This is a genomic window from Marisediminitalea lipolytica (assembly GCF_001758465.1).
GTDB lineage: Bacteria > Pseudomonadota > Gammaproteobacteria > Enterobacterales > Alteromonadaceae > Alteromonas > Alteromonas lipolytica.
This window is the reverse complement of record NZ_MJIC01000016.1, coordinates 395,470-414,616: the sequence shown is the minus strand read 5'-3', so window position 1 is coordinate 414,616 and position 19,147 is coordinate 395,470. Positions and strand designations below refer to the sequence as shown.

Here is a 19,147-nt window from a genome sequence, read left to right as displayed (position 1 = left end):
TATGCCTGTTGTTCGTGTCATTGACTAAATTTATATCGCACTCGTCTACACGACCCTACAAATCGCGTCGTGTCCGGAGATAGGATTATGAGAACATTTAAGTTAAACGCGGTAATGGCCTGCCTGGCATTCAGTTTGCCCGTTTATGCTCAGCAAGCAGAACAACAAGATAAAACCGCTGAAACTCAGCCCGTCGCTACTGACACTGAACAACAAGCAAATAATCAGGAACAGGATCTGGAAATTATTCAGGTAAAAGGCGTTAAAACCGCTGACCTGAAAGCCCGCGATCTTGAACGCATGAAAGATGGATTCAGCTCGGTGATTTCTACCGATGAACTGGGCAACTTTGTTGACCAGAACGTGGCCGAATCATTACGCCGCTTACCAGGCGTTACCCTGCAGCGTAGCGAGGGCGAAGGTAAATTTGTCGCCGTGCGTGGCCTGGGGCCAAGCTTTGTGACCGTTAATATGAACGGTGCAGAGATGGCCGGTGCGGGCGAAGACCGCGCTGTAGGCCTTGATGCCATTCCCGCTGATCTGCTGGGGACCATCGAGGTCTTAAAATCGCTGACCCCGGATCAAAACCTTAACTCCATCGGTGGTACAGTAAACGTTAAAGCCATTTCAGCATTTGACCGTGGTAAGAGCACGCTGAATCTGAAAGTGCAGGATGCTTATAACGAGTTGCGGGAGTCTCACTCGCCGCGCTTCAGCTTAAATGGTACTCAGCTGCTATTTGATAACACCATTGGTTTGGGCTTCGCTGTATCTTATGAAGACCGTGAAACCCTGGTCGACGAAACCCGCCATCACAGCTCCAACGAAATGAAATTCTATCAGGCGGATTTTGGTGTTTCCGATGAGGATATCGCAGCAGGCAATCTTGGCCCGGAAATTCTTGGGCCTGCTCAGCTGGAATATCGTCGTGAGATTGCTGATCGTACGCGCACAGCCGGTGCATTAAACGTTGAATATCAGCCGTCTGACAACGCCTACTACTACGTAAAAGGCACGTACACCAAGTACGAAGATGGCGATTTTGCGCTGCGAGAGTTTTACGATTTTCAGGACGCAGGCTCCTTTGGCAACGAAGAAATCCTGTTTGTAAATGGTGATACCAAAGAATTCATCCTGTCGGATATTGATGTGTTCCACCAGCACTTTATTCAGGAAAGCACCAACGAAACCACCACATTCAGTCTGGGCGGTCGTAACACCTTTAACGATAGCTGGACCCTGGATTACGAGTACGCAAAATCCAAATCAGAAGAAGATTCCCGTGGCGACCGTCGTGTGCAGTTTCGTGAACGCGATTTGATTGTGTATGGTCAGGGCGGACGCCGGAATATCAGTGCCCGCGTTATGTCGCCTGAGGAAGCGGCGACCTTTGCGGGTTTGCCCTACACCGACGGCATGTTTGGTAACTCGGCACGAGGTGATGCCAGCGACTTAAACAACTGGCAGTTTGATAACCTGTTTCTGGAAGGCGGCCTGCGGGTTGATGATCTGGAAAGCTGGCAGGTTAATCTGCGTAAGGATGTTTATAACGATTACATCAACTATATCAAAGTGGGTGGTTTGTTCACCACGCGTTATTACGCGCGTGACAAGAACCGCTGGAGCTTTGATCCGTCACCAGAAGATTGTAGCGGCGATCAGGCCTGTATTGATGCAGTAAACTCCAGTCTGGCGGATTACCCGAGCGCGATCCCGGCGGGCAGTGATTTTCAGTATCCCTTTGAAAGTGCCGCCATTGTGGATGCCATTACCGATGTAACCCGACAAACCGTGGAGTTAGCAACAAATGGTGAGGAATCGATTGAGAGCACCAAAGGTGATTATGCAATCGACGAAGACACCAAAGCTATCTACGCGATGACCGAGTTCCCACTAGGCATGGACGCCACCATTATTACCGGTGTGCGCTGGGTCGAAACTGAGTTTGCATCTACCGGCTTTATGTCGCTGGAGAACGATGACTTCGAGTTTAACGGTGCCGGTAACGGTTCGCTGGATATTGCTATCCCGCTGCCCGAAGCGTCGATTAAATACAGCGAATTCTTCCCCAGCGTGCATTTACGTTACGAGCCCACCGAGAATATTCTGGTGCGCGGGGCAATCTGGAGCAGTTTTACCCGCCCTTCGTTTAGTCAGGCGCGGGCTTATGCCACCTTCGATAGTGATATCGAACTGTGTCCGCCGGGCAGCAACAACTGTGATGACTCTCAGGGCGGTGCCAGTATTCAGCAATTACAGGACTATATCCTGGCGTCTGATAATACGCTGGATGTGGGTAACCCTAACCTGACGGCAATGACATCGATAAACTATGATGCCTCACTAAGCTGGTACGCCAGTGAAAACCTGTTTATGGAAATTGGCGTGTTTTACAAGGATATCGAAAACTTCATTATTGAAGTCAACGGTATTGGCATGTCCTTGGCCGACCTGCCGGTTACGTTGCCAGTGAATCAGGTAACCGAGTTTGTCATTCCGCAAGATCTGTACATGGATGAAATCAACATTACTCTCAATGGTGATAAAGCCAAAGTGTACGGGATTGAACTGAGTTACAACCAGTATTTTGAAAATGGCTTCTTTGTCCAGTCTAACGCCACCTTCCTTAACAGTGATGCGCGTCTTGATGGCACGGTTCGTCAGGGCAGCATGCCACTGCCGGATCAGGCTGACCAGACTTTCAACCTTACTGTTGGTTGGGAAAACGAAGTGTTTTCAGCCCGCTTAATCACTAATTATCGCTCTGAAATTCTGGAGCAAATCGGCTCGTGCCCTGAGACGGCACAGTTAGATGACGTGAAAGGCTGTAAAATTTGGGGCGATCAGTATCAGGCCGGTTACACCAGTGTTGATGCTAAGTTTAAGTACGACCTGACAGAAAACATTCAGTTGTATTTTGATGCGCTGAATCTGACTTCTCAGGAAGACTTACGCTTCTTTAAAGGCAATGAATACAGTGGCGGTAACATCCTGTATCAAAAAGAAGTCTACGGCCAGACCTATCAGTTAGGTGCCACGATCAAGTTCTATTAAACGATAACGAGGCGATGCCTCTGCACAGTTAATTGAATCGGGAACGTGGCATAGTTCAGGGGCTATCATTGTTTGCCCCGTCGCCGCACTCCCGCCTTATCATCCTGGGAGGGTGAACATGAAAAAGCTCAATCGCATTGCTGCTCTGATGGGTAGTGCCGTATTAGTAACCGGCTGCGGATTTGAACAAACCATTAATGTAAAAGAAGAGCCGGCGCCTGCGCTGACCGGCCAGTTTGTTGATGCCCCGGTAGGAGGCCTGAGTTACAGCTCAGAATCCTTCCCTGATGGCACCACTAATGAAAACGGCGAGTTTTCTTATTTTCGCGGCGACCAAATCACCTTTTCTATTGGTGAGTTTACGTTTCCTGCGGTACCGGCTTCGAGCCTGTTAACGCCACTGGCGCTGTTTGAAACGGATAATCCGTTTAACCCTGCTGTTGTGAATACGTTACGGTTGCTGCAGGCGCTTGATACTGATGCCGACCCTGCTAACGGAATCAGTATTTCACCGAACGCCGCTGCTGCGGCGCAAATGTTGTTGGCAGACGGCGAAACGGTAGATGCTTTTTTTGCACAGGATGCCGATGACTTTGCTGCTGACGTTGAGCCCTGGCTGGCGACCGCCGGCGGCAGCGCAACGCTGACTGATTATGATGACGCCGTCGCGCACTTTGTTAATTATCTTGAAACCGAGTACGGTACCTTACTGACCAATGCCATCAGCGCAGAGCTGATAACCGGTACGCTTTATAATACGTACATTCAGGGTAACACCGCGGTGAAAACGGCCATTACGTTTACACCTGATGATGCCGCAGGATTAACCGGTAGCTTCAGTCTTACTGAAGGTGAGGTAACGACAACGGGCACCTATGGTTTTGCCTTTGGTCGTCGCGCTCTGGTGCTCACTACTGAAACCAGTACCCATTATCTGGTCTCGCGTTCGTTCAACACCGTTAATCAGGTTTACAGCTTGTGCTGGTTTGACGACCCGACTCAGGCGATTACCAGCCTGGTCAGAGCCTGTGATGCCGGTGAGGATCCGAAAGATAACCTGTTAGTACTCTCTGAAGAGCAGGCAGACCTTGAGCTTATCGCGCTGGAAGAGCAGGCATCCAGTGTCGAACCTGCACTGGCTGAGAGTTTTGATACGGATCTCACCACCTTTTTCTCTTCGGGCTATAAACGTCTGAGCGACGATCCTAACAGTGGCGCTTTGTATTTTAAAACAGGTGGCAGCCCGGTTATCGATCCGGAGCTTGGTCAACTGAACTTATCCGGGGCCCGTTTTACTATCGGAAATACCACGCCCGGCGTTGAAACGACTTCCTCAGATACCATAGGCACTGGTATTTATAATATCAGTGAAGGCTTTACCATCAGCTTTGATGTTATTGCCCATACCAGCGCCGGTAACCTGAACATTTACGTGGATAACAATACAACCAGTCAGGGGAATTCCGTCCATGGTGGAGCCAGTAAATTTATTGGTTTGAGTATTAACGAAGAAAACTTCCCGGTGGGGCAGCGCTACACCTATACCTATGTGCCTGGCACAGATGTGACCGGCTTGCCGGTTGACGATCCGGACGCTCGTATTCTCAATCCGGATATCACTAACTCGTTCTTCCAGTTACGTACTGACAGCTCTGGTAATATTACCATTGATAACCTGACTATTGAGACCGTGGCCGATGCGGTGGACGCACCGGAACCACCGGTTGAGCCGGAAGAACCTGAAGAGCCGGAGGTACCAGAGCAACCGGTCATTCCACAGGTGGATTTACCGCTCACCTATAACTTTGTGGGCGTCACAGAAGATATATTCTCCGACGCTTTTGCCAGCCTGGTAAACAGTAATGGCGAAACCCTACCGCTGTATTCTCGTACCGGCGGCACGGTTGTTGTTGTGAGCGATGGCCTGCAAATCGATTCCGGCCGCTTTACCATTGGTAATTCAACGCCGGATACCGAAACCACGGCTGACGACACCCTGTTTAGTGGTGTACTTGATCTGAGCCGTCCATACAAAGTGGTTATGGATATCGTGTCGGTAAGCGATACCGAAGGTAACAACAAGTTCCAAATCTATGTAGACAATAATACCAGTAGCAGCAGTAAGTCTGTGCACGGCGGGGCATCACGGTTCTACAGTGAACTGATCACCACGCTTGAGCCTGGCACTACACTGGAAGTGGAAGGGCTGGTAGCCTCAGAAAACTCCTTCCTGCAGCTACGTACCGAAAGTGGCGGCACGGTTGTGATTAACAATCTGCGCATCGAATATATCGAAGATGCCAGTATGTTCTCCTGTGACGATGAACCAACGCTCTACTTCTGTGACGACTTTAGCTCTGGTAATACCGATAACTGGAACCTGCTGGCCCAACCGGATAATACCGAAGGGGCAATTGGTAGCTTTGATATTTATACCAGTGAGACTGGCAATGATATGTTGCGATACACCGCCGGCGGTGCTGGTGGTGAAATTCTGCAATTAACCGATGCTGCTATGGCGCAAATTCCGGATACCGCAGATTACTTCGTGGAAGCCCGTATTCGCCCGCGCCAGAACAGCACCACTGCTAACAAACAGCTGTATTTTACTGCCCGTTACGACAGTGCGGGTAACTGGTATGGCGGTGGTTTGAATCTGCAGAACTCATCGAGCTCAACCCGGGTGGAAGTTGCCATTAGTACTGATGGTTCAATTAGCCGTCCTGTGCAAGCTTCTACCCCTTTGCTGTTAGGTGAAAAAGACGGTACGGACGGTGTGTGGTACCGGGTACGTTTTGAACTGATTGGTGATGCTCTGACAGTCTATCTTGACGGTGAAGAAATGGGGTCAATCAGTGATACCACCTTCACAGCGAAAGGACTGATTGGGATGTTCACTAACAATCGCTCCTTTGAGATGGATGACTTTAAAGTAGGCGACCCCAGTGTTAAGCCGGTGCAACTGACGCTCGACTATAAAGACCCTGAGTGGAACGCCACGACCACCACAGATCCGCTGATTGTGTATGTAACGGCGGTACAAAACGACGGTATTACTGATGACACCTTTACCGTTACCTCCTCAGATGAGAGCGTTGTCAGTGTCAGTACTGATGGCCCGAATATCACGCTGACACCAGCAGCGGCGGGTAGTGCCACCATTACCTTTACGTCGGGTTCTGATCCAACGCTGGTGCGCACGGTGGAAGTGCTTGTTACCGAAGGTTTTGTGATGCCCACCAGTGACTATGGCGACCTGACGGGTAAAACCTCCCCCGCTATAGCCGCGACTAACGCCTATGTGGATGGCCGCCTGTCGATTACCTTCGATAGCCCGCCGGTACTCGCAGAAGTGGGGGAAGTGCGTATCTATGATGCTGCAGACGACACGGTTGTGGATGTGATCACGCTTGGCGGCGATATCGATGCGCTTGGTTACACCGGGCAGGATCGGATGCGTCGGGTTAACTACCGTCCGTTTAGTGTGGATGGCAACACGTTGACGATTGTGCCGCATACCAACGCGCTGGATTACGATAAGACTTACTACGTTGCCATTGGTGATGGCGTGATAACCAGCACACAGCTTAATGGTGTCGACTTTACCGGTATGGGTAAAACCGCCGGTTGGGAGTTCTCCACCCAGGAAATCGGGCCGTCAGGCTCAGACGTAACGGTGGATGACGACGGCGCAGCCGACTTCAGAACCGTGCAGGGCGCATTAAACTACGTGATGGAAAACGTCGCCAAGGATACGGCAGCAACCGTAACGGTTAAAGCCGGTATGTACAATGAGCTGCTGTTTGTTCGCAACAAAAACAACCTGACGATTCAGGGCGAGGATCGCGAGAACACGGTGATTTATTACGATAACTATGAGTCATTCAATGGCGGTACGGGTGGCAGTGAAGCGCCTGGAACCGGCACGCCGAATGGTGGACGTAGTGTGTTGTTGGTCGAGAGTGCGGACAATCTGATCCTGAATAACTTTACCCTGAAAAACAGCCATACGCGTAACAATGTGGACTCTAATCAGGCTGAGACGATTTATTTCAACAGTAGTCACCGTTTGATTGCCAACAACATGAACTTCATCAGTGAGCAGGATACACTGCTGCTGAAAGGCTACAGCTGGTTCTATAATACGCTGGTGGCTGGTAACGTGGATTTCATCTGGGGTTACGTTACGGCAGCACTGTTTGAAGAAAGTGAAATCCGTACCATTGGTGATTCTAAATACGGTGCCGACGCGACCTCACCGGGAGGCTATGTGTTACAGGCCAGGGTTCAGAATGCCGATGACCCGGGCTTTGTGTTCCTGAACAGCGACTTCACGCATGGACCAGGACCATTAGGTACCACGGTTGAAGCGGACTCTACTTATATTGCTCGTAGCGGTGGCAACAGCAGCTACTTCGACAATATCACCCTGATCAATAACACCTTTGGCGAACACATTGCTGCAGTGGGCTGGGCGTACAATGGTATTAACGGTCAACCGCAGCCTACGCCGGATCCGGCCACGGCCAACGGTGGCTGGCGTGAGTACGGCAGTACGGATGCCCAGGGGAATGACCTTGATTTATCTGCACGGGTAGGTGGTTATATCCTGTCTGAGTCAGAAGCAAGCGGTTTTAGCAGCAGAGCGGCGGTATTCGCAAGCTACAACAGCGGTGCCGGCTGGGAGCCTCAGCCGCTGGATGCTCCGGTGATTATTGAAGAAGTGACCGATAAAGGCTTTGCCGGTTACAACTTTGATATTACCGGTGGTGCTGGTGGAATGGTGGTTACCGTGGATACCGGCGCTAAGTTGACCTCTGCGCTGGAGCAGGCTCGCGACGCCAATTCACCGGTGACCATTTATGTTGATGGTGTCATTACCGATGCCAACAACGATGGTAGCGGCCGCTCAATTGAAATCAAAGACATGGATAATGTGTCGATTATCGGGGTAGCCGATCGTGGTGAGTTTGATGGCATAGGTATTTCCATCCGTCGTGCCAACAACGTGATTATCCAGAACCTTAAGATTCATCACGTACTGACCGGTGGTAAAGACGCTATCTCTATTGAAGGCGATAATGATGGCTCAACGACCAGCAATATCTGGATTGACCATAATGAGTTGTACAGTACGCTGAATGTGGATAAAGACTACTATGACGGCTTGATTGACTCGAAATCCGGTGCCAAGAACATTACGATTTCGTACAACTACCTGCACGATCACTGGAAGGCGTCGCTGCATGGTCATACCGAAAACGATACGGCCAGTGATAACACCGAGCGTTTGATTACGTTCCATCATAACCGTTTCGAAAACATTGAGTCACGTTTACCTCTGTTCAGATACGGTCATGGCCACCTGTACAACAACTACTACAACAATATCAATTCAACCGCCATCAACTCACGTATTGGTGCAGAACTGCAAATCGAGAACAACGTGTTTGAAAACACGCAGAACCCGATTGTCTCGTTCTACTCAGACGTAATTGGTTACTGGAATACTTCTGGTAACCTGTTTGGCACCGGTGTTACCTGGACTACGCCTTCTGGTAATGATGTCTCAGCGGGGCCGGAACAAACACCTACCAGCAGCTATCAGGTGCCCTACGCTTACAGCCTGGACGAAACCAGTATGGTAAAAAGTAAGGTTATTAACCATGCGGGGGTAGGGAAAATAGACCAAAGCGGTTTAGATATTCCGGCGATTGATGAGGGTAACACCGGTGGTGGTAATGGCGGCGGTACCAGTGAGGGCACCGATGTAACACTGCCTTATGCCGAAGACTTTAGTGCGGCGGATGCTGATGAGTTTTTCAGTGCTGCGTATAAGTCACTACCGGCTGACAGCTCGATGCCGCTGCATAATATCACCGGTGGTGGCAGTGGTATCACGCTGGCTAATGGTGAGATCACCCTTAACAGCGCCCGTTTCAGTATTGGCGATACCATGCCGGGCACTGATACCGCCGACAGTGATACTGAAGGCCGGGGCGTGTTTGACCTGAGCCGTCCGTATAAGGTAGTAGTCGATATTGTCAGCGTAAGCGACCCAGATGGTGACAATAACTTCCAGATCTACGTGGACAATAACACCAGTAGCAGCAGTAAGTCGCACCTCGGTGGCAGCTCTAAGTTTTATGCCACACTGATTAATGACTTAACCATTGGTACTCTGGAAGTTGAGGGCCCGGTGGCGACGGCAAATTCATTTATTCAGTTGCGTACTGAAAGTGGTGGCACAGTGACCCTGGATAATTTCAGAATCGAATATATCGATTAATCCCACGCGAGCATGCCTCGCTGACTATAAAAAATCCGCAGTGCTTTGCAGCCTGCGGATTTTTTTTTGATTATGGTATTTATGCCAGGATTGAGCCGTTTGAATATTCATCTTGAGGGGGTAGCAGATAAAAAGGCTGTATTCGAACCTCTCGGATAAAGCCGCAGGCGGAAGTAAAAACATCGGCAAGGTTAATTACTGATTTTTCTGCAATTCACACATCCCAGTCTTCCTGAGGTAAGGTTGTTAAAGCTGTAGTCTGGAAGACTAGCTCCACGTTAAACAACTTTTTTATTTAATTTAAAAAATAGTGTGAGATTTAATCTCCGGCTGCGAATCATTAGTTAAATACAGCGTATTTTGTAAAGCGAAGGCGCTAGTGATGAGCGTTGATACTGCAATCATTTAATAAGTGAATAAGGCATTTAAACCAAGGCTATGAATAGATTCAAACCATTGAGAAAAATGAAATGAGTGTTGATCGGCATAGGATGTACTTAGACATCTTAGAAAAGCACAAGGGCATTGTGTTTAAAGTCGCTCGCTCCTACTGCAGCAATGAGTTTGATCGGGAGGATTTAGTCCAGGAAATTCTTGCTCAAATATGGCGTTCTTTAGATACCTACAATGACAGCTTTAAAATAACGACCTGGATGTATCGGGTTGCGCTTAATGTTGCCATTTCGTTTTACAGAAGTGACAAGTCAGTCGCTTACAAACACACGGAAATGGAAGACCGGTTGCTTAGTTACGACATGGACAAAGAGAGGGAGCATGAACAGAGTTTGAGTGAGTTATACGAATTCATTAACGGACTGAACGACATAGATAAAGCAGTTTTGTTGATGTATTTAGAAGGCGAAAGCCAGGCCGAAATTGCAGCCAATCTGAATATTTCAATTTCAAATGTCTCTACAAAAATCAGTCGAATTAAACAGAAGTTAAAGCAGAAAGCGGCTTAATCCAAAGAGGTGATCTGATATGAATTTAGAGCAAATGCAATCTATGTGGCAGGCGCATAGTGAAAAGCTGGACGAGTGTGTGAGCCTGAACAAAGCGCTTCTTCAGAAGATACAGGCAGACAATCACAAAGGTGAGTTAAACAAACTCATTTTGACAAGAGCTGTTGAAGGCTTTGTGTTTTTTTGCATTGTGGTTTCATTGGGTAAGTACATGGCTTTGTCCTGGGGGTTAACTGCACCGGTGGTGTCTGCATTTTTACTCAGCGTATTTGCGATAGTAGGACTTGCCGGGAGCTTTGGCCAAATTGCGCTGTTGAGGAGGGTAGATTTTTCTAAGCCGATTAGGGAAACGCTGAATGACCTTATTGCAGTAAGAACGCATGGTTTGAATATTTTTAAACTGCTAATTCTTTCTGCTCCTTTTTACCTGGCCTATGTATTTCTGGGGTACGACCTGGTTTTTGGTCTTGATTTATTTTCATTAATGTCTGTCGATACAAAAATTAGATTTACCGTAATTGCCTTGATATTTGGACTGCTGGTGGCACTGCTCATCAATAAGCTTAAGCCAGAAAATAGGAGTAATAAGTTAATTGGTTGGCTTTATCGGGAAATATCCGGCCGCAGGTTAACGCATCTGTTAGACCAGTTCGAAAACATGGAAAAAGACTGAGTTGTAGGGGCTATTTAATTGTTTTTATCAAGGCACAGCAGGCCGGAAATGGTGATAAGAAGCTATTTTTGGTTTGGTTCGTGTTATCTCAGTAGTAGTTCGCTGTTTGGTGATTATGTTGCCTTGACTATTCGACGTTATTTTAAACTAAGTTTTATCAAAGGAGTTTGTTATGAGCAGTTCAGTAATTGGTGGTGTGGTTGTTGTCATTATCGTTGTAATAATTACGATAGCAGCGTCTAAACGAAAAAAATAAGTATTGTTATAGAGTTTTTCAGTTAAAAACACCTGAAAAGTAAATCATCGTGACACATTTAGCTTAGCTCCCGCGCCGTTCGTCGTAGATTTTCGCCAAGATTACTTTGCCGATATTTGGGCGTTATTTTACCAACAATGGTGGGGGACATGGCACCCAGGGAGGTTGGAATATTTTGGCTAACAACGTAATAAACTGGGTTGGCTTTACGATACAGGTTATCGGCTTATTGTTGATTACGATTGAGCTTTATTTGCCAGCACTATCGGAACGCCTGAAAATCTTCCTCGAAAGTATTCAGTTTCGCCTGGTTGGCACAACCGCGACTAAACAATACTGGAATTGGGTGGCGATTGGCGCTTATATCTCTATCTGGGTGGTTTCCGTTGCCATTGTATCAATATTGGATCCTGCTATGAGTATTGTCGCAAATGTGGCTTTTACCATATTTACCATGTTTCTAGGCAGTGTAATTTTTATGAGTAAAGTGTTTGTAAGACTCGGTATTGAACTTGGTAGGGGAAACGTCATCGGCGGGGTAGGGCTCGTTTTGGCACTAATCGGTTTTACAATCGAGATATCAAAGATGGTGATTGCCTGATAACTGATATTGCCTTGGGCAGACTATAAAGTCGGTTTATTGATGCACACCTAAGAAGCGTTTGGTACCAGAGGCTCGGGCATGATTGGTCGCCACGCGATGGACTAACACTCGGACGGCACAGTGTCACTTCTGGCGGATTTTGAAATCTTGGTCTCTGAAAAAGTTATTTTAGTTCAGTGGATTAGATTTTAGTTCTGGTGTTTTGCAAATTTTTTGCACGTAAGTGTTGGTTTAGGTATTTATTAGCCGATTTCTGTTACCCATACGTCCACCTTTAAACTTGAACCTGGCAGGCCCCAGAATGCACCGGATACAGCAGGAACCAATTCAGGAAGTCTGCTTACGGCTACGGCAATATGGGTTAAACCCACCAGACTTCCATGAGTAGGGTCAAAGCCTTTCCATCCGGCCCCAGGAATAAATACTTCTGCCCAAGCATGAGTGGTACCTGATAGGTGATGATCATCCTCTGTATGCACATAGCCACTTACAAACCGAGCGGCAAATCCTAAATAGCGTGCAGCATCAATGAATAAGTTCGCGTAATCCCGGCAGGATCCTGCATTTTTGCTGAGTGTGGTTTGTGCACTTTGAACTCCCTCCTCATCTCTTTTTACGTAATTGAGCGTTTGATAAATGTATTGGTTCAGTGATAGAAGCAATTCAAAGGTTTGTTTGGGTTGTTGAGATGCCCACCCATTATTCAACCAATTTTTGATGAGGATGTTGTCTTCGTCAGTGTTACTTCGTAGGTAAGGCGCCAAAGTGATAGCATCTTCTGTAGGGTAACAAAATGGATAATTAACAGCATAATCTTCTATAAGAAAATCTTGAGGGAGTACATCAAATTTTTGAATAATCGAATTGCACTCTATCTGAAGTTTACGGGAGGCTTCTGTAAACCGTGCAATTGCTACTGAGTTACTCTCTACATCCCGATGCCACCTCAATTCAGCACCAGGGCTAATAGAGAGAGTTGATGATTCAAGATGCTGGTCGTGGCCTTCCCGGGGTCTCAGGCGAAGTGTATGAGCACCCAGTTGCACGTCATCAGAATATTCGTAAGTTGTCTGGTGTACTACTTTGAATCGTTTCATATAAGGCAACATGTATCTTTACAGGAGTATTAGGGTACCTCTTTAAAATAATTATTGCTGGAACATTGCAGTTAACGTTGAGGGTATTTCAAACATAAGAAATTATGTAATAAATGTGCGAACGAAAAAATAACCATATACAAGCGTTGTGAAGTAGCGTACTATCATCTGGCTTTAGAAAATTAATGCCTTATCTGTTACTGCTCTTGCTTTTCTCTTTCTTCTTTTGTTATTCAAAGTCGATTTAGTATTTACATTTGCTCTATTGGTTAATGTTTTACTATTTTTTAGCGCCTTACAGGCGGATATCCGCTAATTATTTATTTAACAAGAGAATTATAAAATGTCTAAATCCGTAAATGGTACAGTTAAGTGGTTTAATGATGACAAAGGTTTTGGTTTTTTAACGCCGACTGAAGGTGGAAAAGATGTATTTGTACACTTCCGCTCTATTGCGTCAGAAGGCTTTAAATCGTTAGTGGAAGGGCAACAAGTCCAGTTCACCATTGAACAAGGCCAGAAAGGCCCACAAGCATCAAACGTTGTTGCTTTATAATCCTTACCAGATTTTAAGGGCTAGAATATTCTAGCCTTTTTATTTTTTAAAAAATCACGCAATAAATTCCTTCTTTCGTTTCAATTCCTATATTTCAAATACAAAAATAAGAATAAATATGCAAAATACTATGAATTCATCAGGTGTTAATGTTCTGCCGCCTGTTACTCAAATATCTGTTAATAAATTTAATGTTGCCTTTGAAGATGGTAAGTCGAAGCAATATATAAATTTAAAAAATTCAGCCGAAACAAAAAGATTTGTTTCGTGGCTATTATCGTTTTAAAAATAGAATTTAAACACAAACTGCTTGCGAATTTGCTTATGAACTGCAAATGCTCACCACCCGATGGACCGACACTCGTACGGCACAGTATTGCGACCGGCGGATTTTGAAAAGTCTGTGTCTTAAATAGTTATTTGTAATCAGTTAATTGAAATCTTATTGAGACGGTTTGCAAATTCTTTGCATGACCATTTATCCCGTACCTATCGTAGATCTTAAGATACAGGTTTCGATGTGACGTATACAAAAATCTGTGATTTGTCATTTCTGTGATGTCATATATAATTTCATATATGATTATAGTCGACACAAATATTTGGACTGCTGCATTACGCTCACCATCAGGTGCGAGTCACTTTATCTTGCGGGGTGTGTTGACTGGCGAGATTTTAGCTTGAGCTAGTGTGGCGTTGTTTCTTGAATACGAAGACGTATTGAAAAGAACGAGTCACTTGCAGGCTTCAGGTTTAAACATCGCCCAGGTTAATACCATTCTGGCGGCTCTAGCCAAGCAATTGGCACCTGTACATAATCATTACCGTTGGCGGCCGGTTCTTAAAGATCCAAAGGATGAGATGGTGCTTGAAGCAGCCGTGAATGGTGGAGCAAAAACAATAATCTCGTTTAATTTAAGGGATTTTAAAGGCGCAGAGAAATTTGGTGTCGAAGTTATTCAACCTGGGAATTTTGTCAGGAGGTTAAAGTAATGAGTCAGTTTTCATTAAGGTTGCCAGATTCGGTTATGGAAGAGGCGAAACGTCTTGCAGAAGATGATCAGGTTTCACTGAATCAGTTTTTTTTGGCAGCCATCTCAGAAAAGTTAGGTGAATTAAAAACGCGCAAATTTTTCCAACAAAGAGCTGCAGGAGCTGATGTTCAAGAAGCATTAAATATTCTGGATTCTCTTCCAATGAATGAAGCGCCGGTCAAAGGTGATGAAATAGGATAGTATTTAGGGCTAGGTTGGGTAAGTTTGATTCTACCAAAACAAAAAAACGACTCGCGTCGGTTTGTGCTCACATCTAAAAGTAGTACGTGAGGCCGGTAACTTTGTCAGATCAAATTAGCTAAAAGGAATTGAATGTGAATCAAGAGAATGTGGCAAACATACCTGAAGAATTACAAACCAGGATCAGCGATATATTATTTTATAAGTGGGACCCACTAAACCTGTCTAATTCTAACTGGCCGAAGTACGAGTATGATTCTTATGTGGCTGAGGTCTTCAGGTTAAGTTATCAGCGTGATGATTGCTCTGAGCTTACTGCGTATCTTACTAAATTGGCGACTGAGCATATGGCTTGTGCCAAAAATGAACAGCATGATAAGGCGGTTTCACAACTGTTATTATCAGTAATAAATGATACAGACTATTATCCCGACCATACAATGATTGAGGTTGATAGCAGTGACGATAGTGAAGACACTGACTTGAATGCGCTGGATATGGATAAGCTTGACTCAATTGTTTCGCTCCAGAAGTCACTGGCCTTATCTCATGAAGAAATTGAAAAGTATTTTGCATGGCTAGAGCAATTTTCTTTTGAAGTACGCGGCGACGGTGTCTCAATTGAGTTTGAGTTATTGCCTGGGCTGGGTGAGAAGGTCACGGTGAGTCTTGCTGGTAAAGAACTCATATTGCGCGATTACCTCTAACGAATCATTTCGCGCCAGCCCTCAAAAATCATCACCATGGCAAGCGTATCGAGTTCACAATACTTTAAAAGCCCGTTGCGTAGCTCGTCACGTTCGTAGTCGCTCATTTGCGTAAACTGCATTTTTGCATAAGCAGTTTGAGCGAGCCCACCATTGTTGAGTTCATCGGCGTCAGATATCAGTTCCTCAACATCTTCTGGAACGTCAGAAAAGAGTTTGGGTAAGCTCTTATATGGGTCTGCAACTTTGCCATCCGAAGTGAATTGTACCCAGGCATGCTGACTAAAATTATGGCTGGGAATTTCGTCACTGCCGTAAACCGGTGAACTGTATTTTCGCTGCAAGTATTCAGAGCTATTCAAAATGGCAGGTAATACCGCTTTAATTGAATTAGAGCCTTTCATGGCCGGATCGTAGAAGTACTTTTTAACCAGTACCCATAAGTCGACCATATCCCGTTCACCGCTCCAGTTTTTGGATGAACTACTTGATGAGTGAGTGATACTTTCGATAAATGCCTGAAGCTCGGCAGCATCTGGTTCACTGCTGCTTTCCAGCTGATCATGAAGCATATTGAGGTAACTATTTTCATGATTGGAATAGCGAAATATCGTACCGTTGTCGGGTTCTAACTGTGCTTTGAGCTCCCGCACAAATTCAAAGTTAGGAAATTCCCCCGGGGTAGTAGACAGAAACTCTCCAGCATGCTCAACGCGGCCGTCCTCATAAACCTTGTGATGGGAAAACTGAAAAGCTATGCCTTGATAGGGGGCCATCCCTGCAAAGAAAGGAATGGCCACGGCGCTGGTTTCAAAATCAATAAAATGGAGTGGATAAGTCCAGGACGCCATTTCTGCTTTAAGCGAGTCTTCGTCGATGTGAATAGAGGGATCTTTGTTTTGAATTTTTTCTATCTGTAGCCACTGCCGCTCAGTTGTATTTAACGCTGGTTCAGGAGATTCAGCCAAACCGATCATTTCTTTAGTTAAATCGGCGACTTTAATAACCCCATCATTGATTAACGAATCCGCTTTACGGAAACTCCAGATATCAAGAACCGTAGGCTCATCAAAATCGGCATCATCCCAATGAAGCTGTTCTTTCCAGCATTCATGAAACCCACTGCGTTTTTGTTCTGTAATATCATTAATGGGCAGATGAAATTCACAGTTCTTACATTTTTTGCCAATTACAGGGGCTATTTTTTCATCGCGTTCATAATGGTCAGCCAACGCTAAAATATTCTGTTCAAAACTATGCGCCGGAAAGCCGTGTTGTAAGTCATTATCTAGAGCGACCTGAATAGCATTGTTAACGTTTACTCGCGTTAATAAAGGCGTTGCTAAATCGTCGTTAGTGAGGGAATTAGAAACCTGAATGCCTTTGCGAGAACGCGCATCCCGGACAATTTGGAATTTCTGGTTCAATCCGTTGGTAGGGCAGGTGGCTGATTTATCGACCAGCATTAAGTAGGTATCAACGGACGATTGCGGGTAAGCATGCTTAACAACATAACGCTGAAATGCAGCATCAAAAATATAAGGCTTCCATTTACTATCAACCTTGCCAGAAGTATTTAAAAAGTCTTTGTCTTTCACCGCGCTGTAAGACTTGGCTTTTACCTCTATCAACTCAAAGTGATTACCCTGTTTAACGAGGATGTCGACACGGATAAACAAATTCTCGAACTTAACCGCTGCTTCAAATATCACTACGGAATCTTGGGCAAGTAATTCGTTGGTTTTGGCTAAAGCCTGTTCGTAGTCCAATGAACCAACTTCGATACCACCAGGATAAGCGCACTTTGCTAGCTCGCCGACCTGATAACCCCCTTCGGCAAGAGCTTCCATAAAGGGGTCATCAAGAGACTTATTAACGTACTCTTTTTTGTTGGTATAGAAGAGCTTAGTCGGGCATTCCGTGGCTAGCTTGAAGCGGGATTTTGTTAGGTAGCGCATTCATTTACCAAGTAAGACCATTGTTAGAGCAATACTATACGGTTACAGTAAGAAGATAGGAATTAATTAAACTAAAGTTTATCATTTTGATAAATAGACGGAGTGTCAGCCGATTCTGGATACAACCAAAAAATCATTGGATGAAGCAATTAATGATTTGAATACGGCACTTGCTAGACCGGGAAGCCTCCTATAGCAGGATTTCAGAGTGAGAATAGCAGAGTTTTGAGACTATATTTTTATATTCTAGTTTTTTGGGGGGAGTAACTAATAATGAAGGGACGCAAAATAAATATTAAAGAAATTAATTACAAATATTTGTCAGATTGTTGGATTCATTCAGAGAGACTGTCAAAGCTTTTTGATTTTTTGACAGAAAAGCAAAATCAACAACATGTTGATAGACTTCATGAGAAAGCTCTGAAACACGCTTTAACAGCGTATGAAAATCCAATGGACAAGGTTATTTCTCTTGTTTATGGGTTATTGGCTGAGCGCTCTAGCGGAAACATCAAGTATACAGCCGAGTTTATACAAGCCTTACATAATAAAGAAGGGTTTTATAATTTTGATAGTTTCGTTAAAAGGCTCGAAGAGAGTGGCATTGGCTTTGAATCTTATGAAAAATTATATCAATCACTTCAAAGGTTTAATGGTGTAGGGAAAAAGACGGCGGCTCTGTTGGTGAAAACTCTTTACCAGATTAATATAAGTCGAGGTAAGGAATGGGAATTGGCTTTTTGGCCTGAAAATTCAGGATATGGAATGAAGAAAATAGCGAATGATGATCGGCTGTATCTGCCAGTTGATGCTGTTATTCACAATGTATTTTTCTTCAATAATACAATACAAGACCCAGTGTTATACAAATCGGCGAGTAGATCATTTGATACTATTAACGATTTTTTATTTACTAACTCAAGTGAAAATTATCCTGAGAAGATGTTGATTTGGGATGATATTTGGTTTTGGGGGTACATCACGCAGTTTTCTGGAAAAAATGTAGGAGTATCAGGTCGACGTATAGCTTCAAAGGAAGAAGCTTTTAATAGAGAAAAGTACTGGGCCAATCCCTATACAGCCAAGACCAATGATGAAATAAAAGACATAGAAAGAGCATGCAGAGAGTTTATAGAAATAGTAGGGTAGAGCCGAAAATTACAGAATTAGAGTGATGACCCATTGTGGATGGGATGGAATAATTAACCGAACAAGATGAATGCTGATCCCCCGTTTATGGGGTAGAGGCGTTTATTGATGCACACCTAGAAGTGTTTGGTACCAGAGGCCGGACTTGAACCGGCACAGTGTCACCACCGGCGGATTTTGAATCCGCTGCGTCTACCAATTTCGCCACTCTGGCACTGATAGATGTGCTAAGACTGCGTTGCAGTCAGGTTGCGAATTATAACGATGTCGCGACTACAGACAAGCGTTTTTTTTGGTTTTACAAATAACTGGTGATTTATTGCTCTCTATGGTCAAAGGGGAGTTGGTCAAGTTTGATCAACCTGGCTCACAATTTTTTGCTGGTGTTGAATTGCTATTTCTTAACTATTTTTTAAAAAGTTTAAAATATAGCCTGACAGAGTCAGAGTAAGGGTGTACTATTACCTAGCCTTTGAAAGGTTCTATTATATTTGAAAATTGCTCGTTCCGTTGATCCATTGTAAGTCCCTTGCGCGATTCACATTAGATACGATTACTGAATCAAGCCTGCCGCAAAACAGATAGCCCTTCATTGCAAGACCGGTTT

The 19,147-nt window shown here is 45.1% G+C and carries 12 protein-coding genes and 1 tRNA gene; 10 read left to right on the top strand and 3 right to left on the bottom strand.

Translation table 11 applies throughout. The features are described from left to right. The first annotated feature begins 87 nt into the window (after window positions 1-87). The 5 genes from BFC17_RS20260 (at window position 88) to BFC17_RS20240 (ending at window position 11,835) form a co-directional block, all read left to right on the top strand. Complete coding sequence (locus BFC17_RS20260; protein WP_070178326.1) at window positions 88-3,054, top strand: TonB-dependent receptor; 2,967 nt, start codon at window positions 88-90, stop codon at window positions 3,052-3,054. A gap of 118 nt (window positions 3,055-3,172) precedes the next feature. After that, window positions 3,173-9,343, top strand: a complete 6,171-nt coding sequence (locus BFC17_RS20255; protein WP_070178325.1) for a pectinesterase family protein — start codon at window positions 3,173-3,175, stop codon at window positions 9,341-9,343. Window positions 9,344-9,813: 470 nt separating this feature from the next. Further along, window positions 9,814-10,305, top strand: coding sequence for an RNA polymerase sigma factor (locus tag BFC17_RS20250; RefSeq protein WP_070178324.1), 492 nt, complete (start codon window positions 9,814-9,816; stop codon window positions 10,303-10,305). A 19-nt stretch (window positions 10,306-10,324) separates the two neighbouring features. Continuing rightward, window positions 10,325-10,978 carry a hypothetical protein gene (locus BFC17_RS20245; protein ID WP_070178323.1) on the top strand — a complete coding sequence of 218 codons (654 nt, stop codon included), beginning with the start codon at window positions 10,325-10,327 and terminating at the stop codon, window positions 10,976-10,978. A gap of 431 nt (window positions 10,979-11,409) precedes the next feature. After that, complete coding sequence (locus BFC17_RS20240; RefSeq protein ID WP_070178322.1) at window positions 11,410-11,835, top strand: hypothetical protein; 426 nt, start codon at window positions 11,410-11,412, stop codon at window positions 11,833-11,835. A gap of 245 nt (window positions 11,836-12,080) precedes the next feature. Here the strand turns inward: BFC17_RS20240 and BFC17_RS20235 are convergent, their stop codons facing one another. Beyond that, window positions 12,081-12,935, bottom strand: coding sequence for a transglutaminase family protein (locus BFC17_RS20235; RefSeq protein ID WP_070178367.1), 855 nt, complete (start codon window positions 12,933-12,935; stop codon window positions 12,081-12,083). A gap of 343 nt (window positions 12,936-13,278) precedes the next feature. Here BFC17_RS20235 and cspE point away from each other — a divergent pair, with 343 nt between their 5' ends. The 4 genes from cspE to BFC17_RS20215 all read left to right on the top strand — a co-directional run bounded on the left by cspE (window position 13,279) and on the right by BFC17_RS20215 (window position 15,433). Continuing rightward, window positions 13,279-13,491 carry a transcription antiterminator/RNA stability regulator CspE gene (gene cspE, locus BFC17_RS20230; protein WP_070178321.1) on the top strand — a complete coding sequence of 71 codons (213 nt, stop codon included), beginning with the start codon at window positions 13,279-13,281 and terminating at the stop codon, window positions 13,489-13,491. A 690-nt stretch (window positions 13,492-14,181) separates the two neighbouring features. After that, window positions 14,182-14,484, top strand: a complete 303-nt coding sequence (locus tag BFC17_RS20225) for a PIN domain-containing protein (RefSeq protein ID WP_083271868.1) — start codon at window positions 14,182-14,184, stop codon at window positions 14,482-14,484. After that, a complete protein-coding gene (locus BFC17_RS20220; RefSeq protein ID WP_070178320.1) occupies window positions 14,484-14,726 on the top strand; it encodes a toxin-antitoxin system HicB family antitoxin in 243 nt (80 codons plus the stop codon). The genes BFC17_RS20225 and BFC17_RS20220 overlap by 1 nt, the downstream gene beginning before the upstream one ends. A gap of 134 nt (window positions 14,727-14,860) precedes the next feature. Beyond that, window positions 14,861-15,433, top strand: coding sequence for a hypothetical protein (locus tag BFC17_RS20215; protein ID WP_070178319.1), 573 nt, complete (start codon window positions 14,861-14,863; stop codon window positions 15,431-15,433). Here BFC17_RS20215 and BFC17_RS20210 read toward each other — a convergent pair. Further along, entirely contained in the window at window positions 15,430-17,391 is a 1,962-nt protein-coding gene (locus BFC17_RS20210; protein WP_070178318.1) for a DUF2779 domain-containing protein, read from the bottom strand. The genes BFC17_RS20215 and BFC17_RS20210 overlap by 4 nt on opposite strands. A 273-nt stretch (window positions 17,392-17,664) precedes the next feature. Here BFC17_RS20210 and BFC17_RS20205 point away from each other — a divergent pair, with 273 nt between their 5' ends. Beyond that, window positions 17,665-18,540 carry a hypothetical protein gene (locus BFC17_RS20205; protein WP_070178317.1) on the top strand — a complete coding sequence of 292 codons (876 nt, stop codon included), beginning with the start codon at window positions 17,665-17,667 and terminating at the stop codon, window positions 18,538-18,540. A gap of 127 nt (window positions 18,541-18,667) precedes the next feature. Here the strand turns inward: BFC17_RS20205 and BFC17_RS20200 are convergent. Further along, a tRNA-Leu gene (locus tag BFC17_RS20200) sits at window positions 18,668-18,754 on the bottom strand. Window positions 18,755-19,147: the final 393 nt, after the last annotated feature.

Bases quoted from the DNA above. Each gene is read 5' to 3' on its own strand.
- BFC17_RS20260 (WP_070178326.1), top strand. From the start codon at position 88: ATGAGAACATTTAAGTTAAACGCGGTAATGGCCTGCCTGGCATTCAGT.
- BFC17_RS20255 (WP_070178325.1), top strand. From the start codon at position 3,173: ATGAAAAAGCTCAATCGCATTGCTGCTCTGATGGGTAGTGCCGTATTA.
- BFC17_RS20250 (WP_070178324.1), top strand. From the start codon at position 9,814: ATGAGTGTTGATCGGCATAGGATGTACTTAGACATCTTAGAAAAGCAC.
- BFC17_RS20245 (WP_070178323.1), top strand. From the start codon at position 10,325: ATGAATTTAGAGCAAATGCAATCTATGTGGCAGGCGCATAGTGAAAAG.
- BFC17_RS20235 (WP_070178367.1), bottom strand. From the start codon at position 12,935: ATGAAACGATTCAAAGTAGTACACCAGACAACTTACGAATATTCTGAT.
- cspE (WP_070178321.1), top strand. From the start codon at position 13,279: ATGTCTAAATCCGTAAATGGTACAGTTAAGTGGTTTAATGATGACAAA.
- BFC17_RS20220 (WP_070178320.1), top strand. From the start codon at position 14,484: ATGAGTCAGTTTTCATTAAGGTTGCCAGATTCGGTTATGGAAGAGGCG.
- BFC17_RS20210 (WP_070178318.1), bottom strand. From the start codon at position 17,391: ATGCGCTACCTAACAAAATCCCGCTTCAAGCTAGCCACGGAATGCCCG.
- BFC17_RS20205 (WP_070178317.1), top strand. From the start codon at position 17,665: ATGAAGGGACGCAAAATAAATATTAAAGAAATTAATTACAAATATTTG.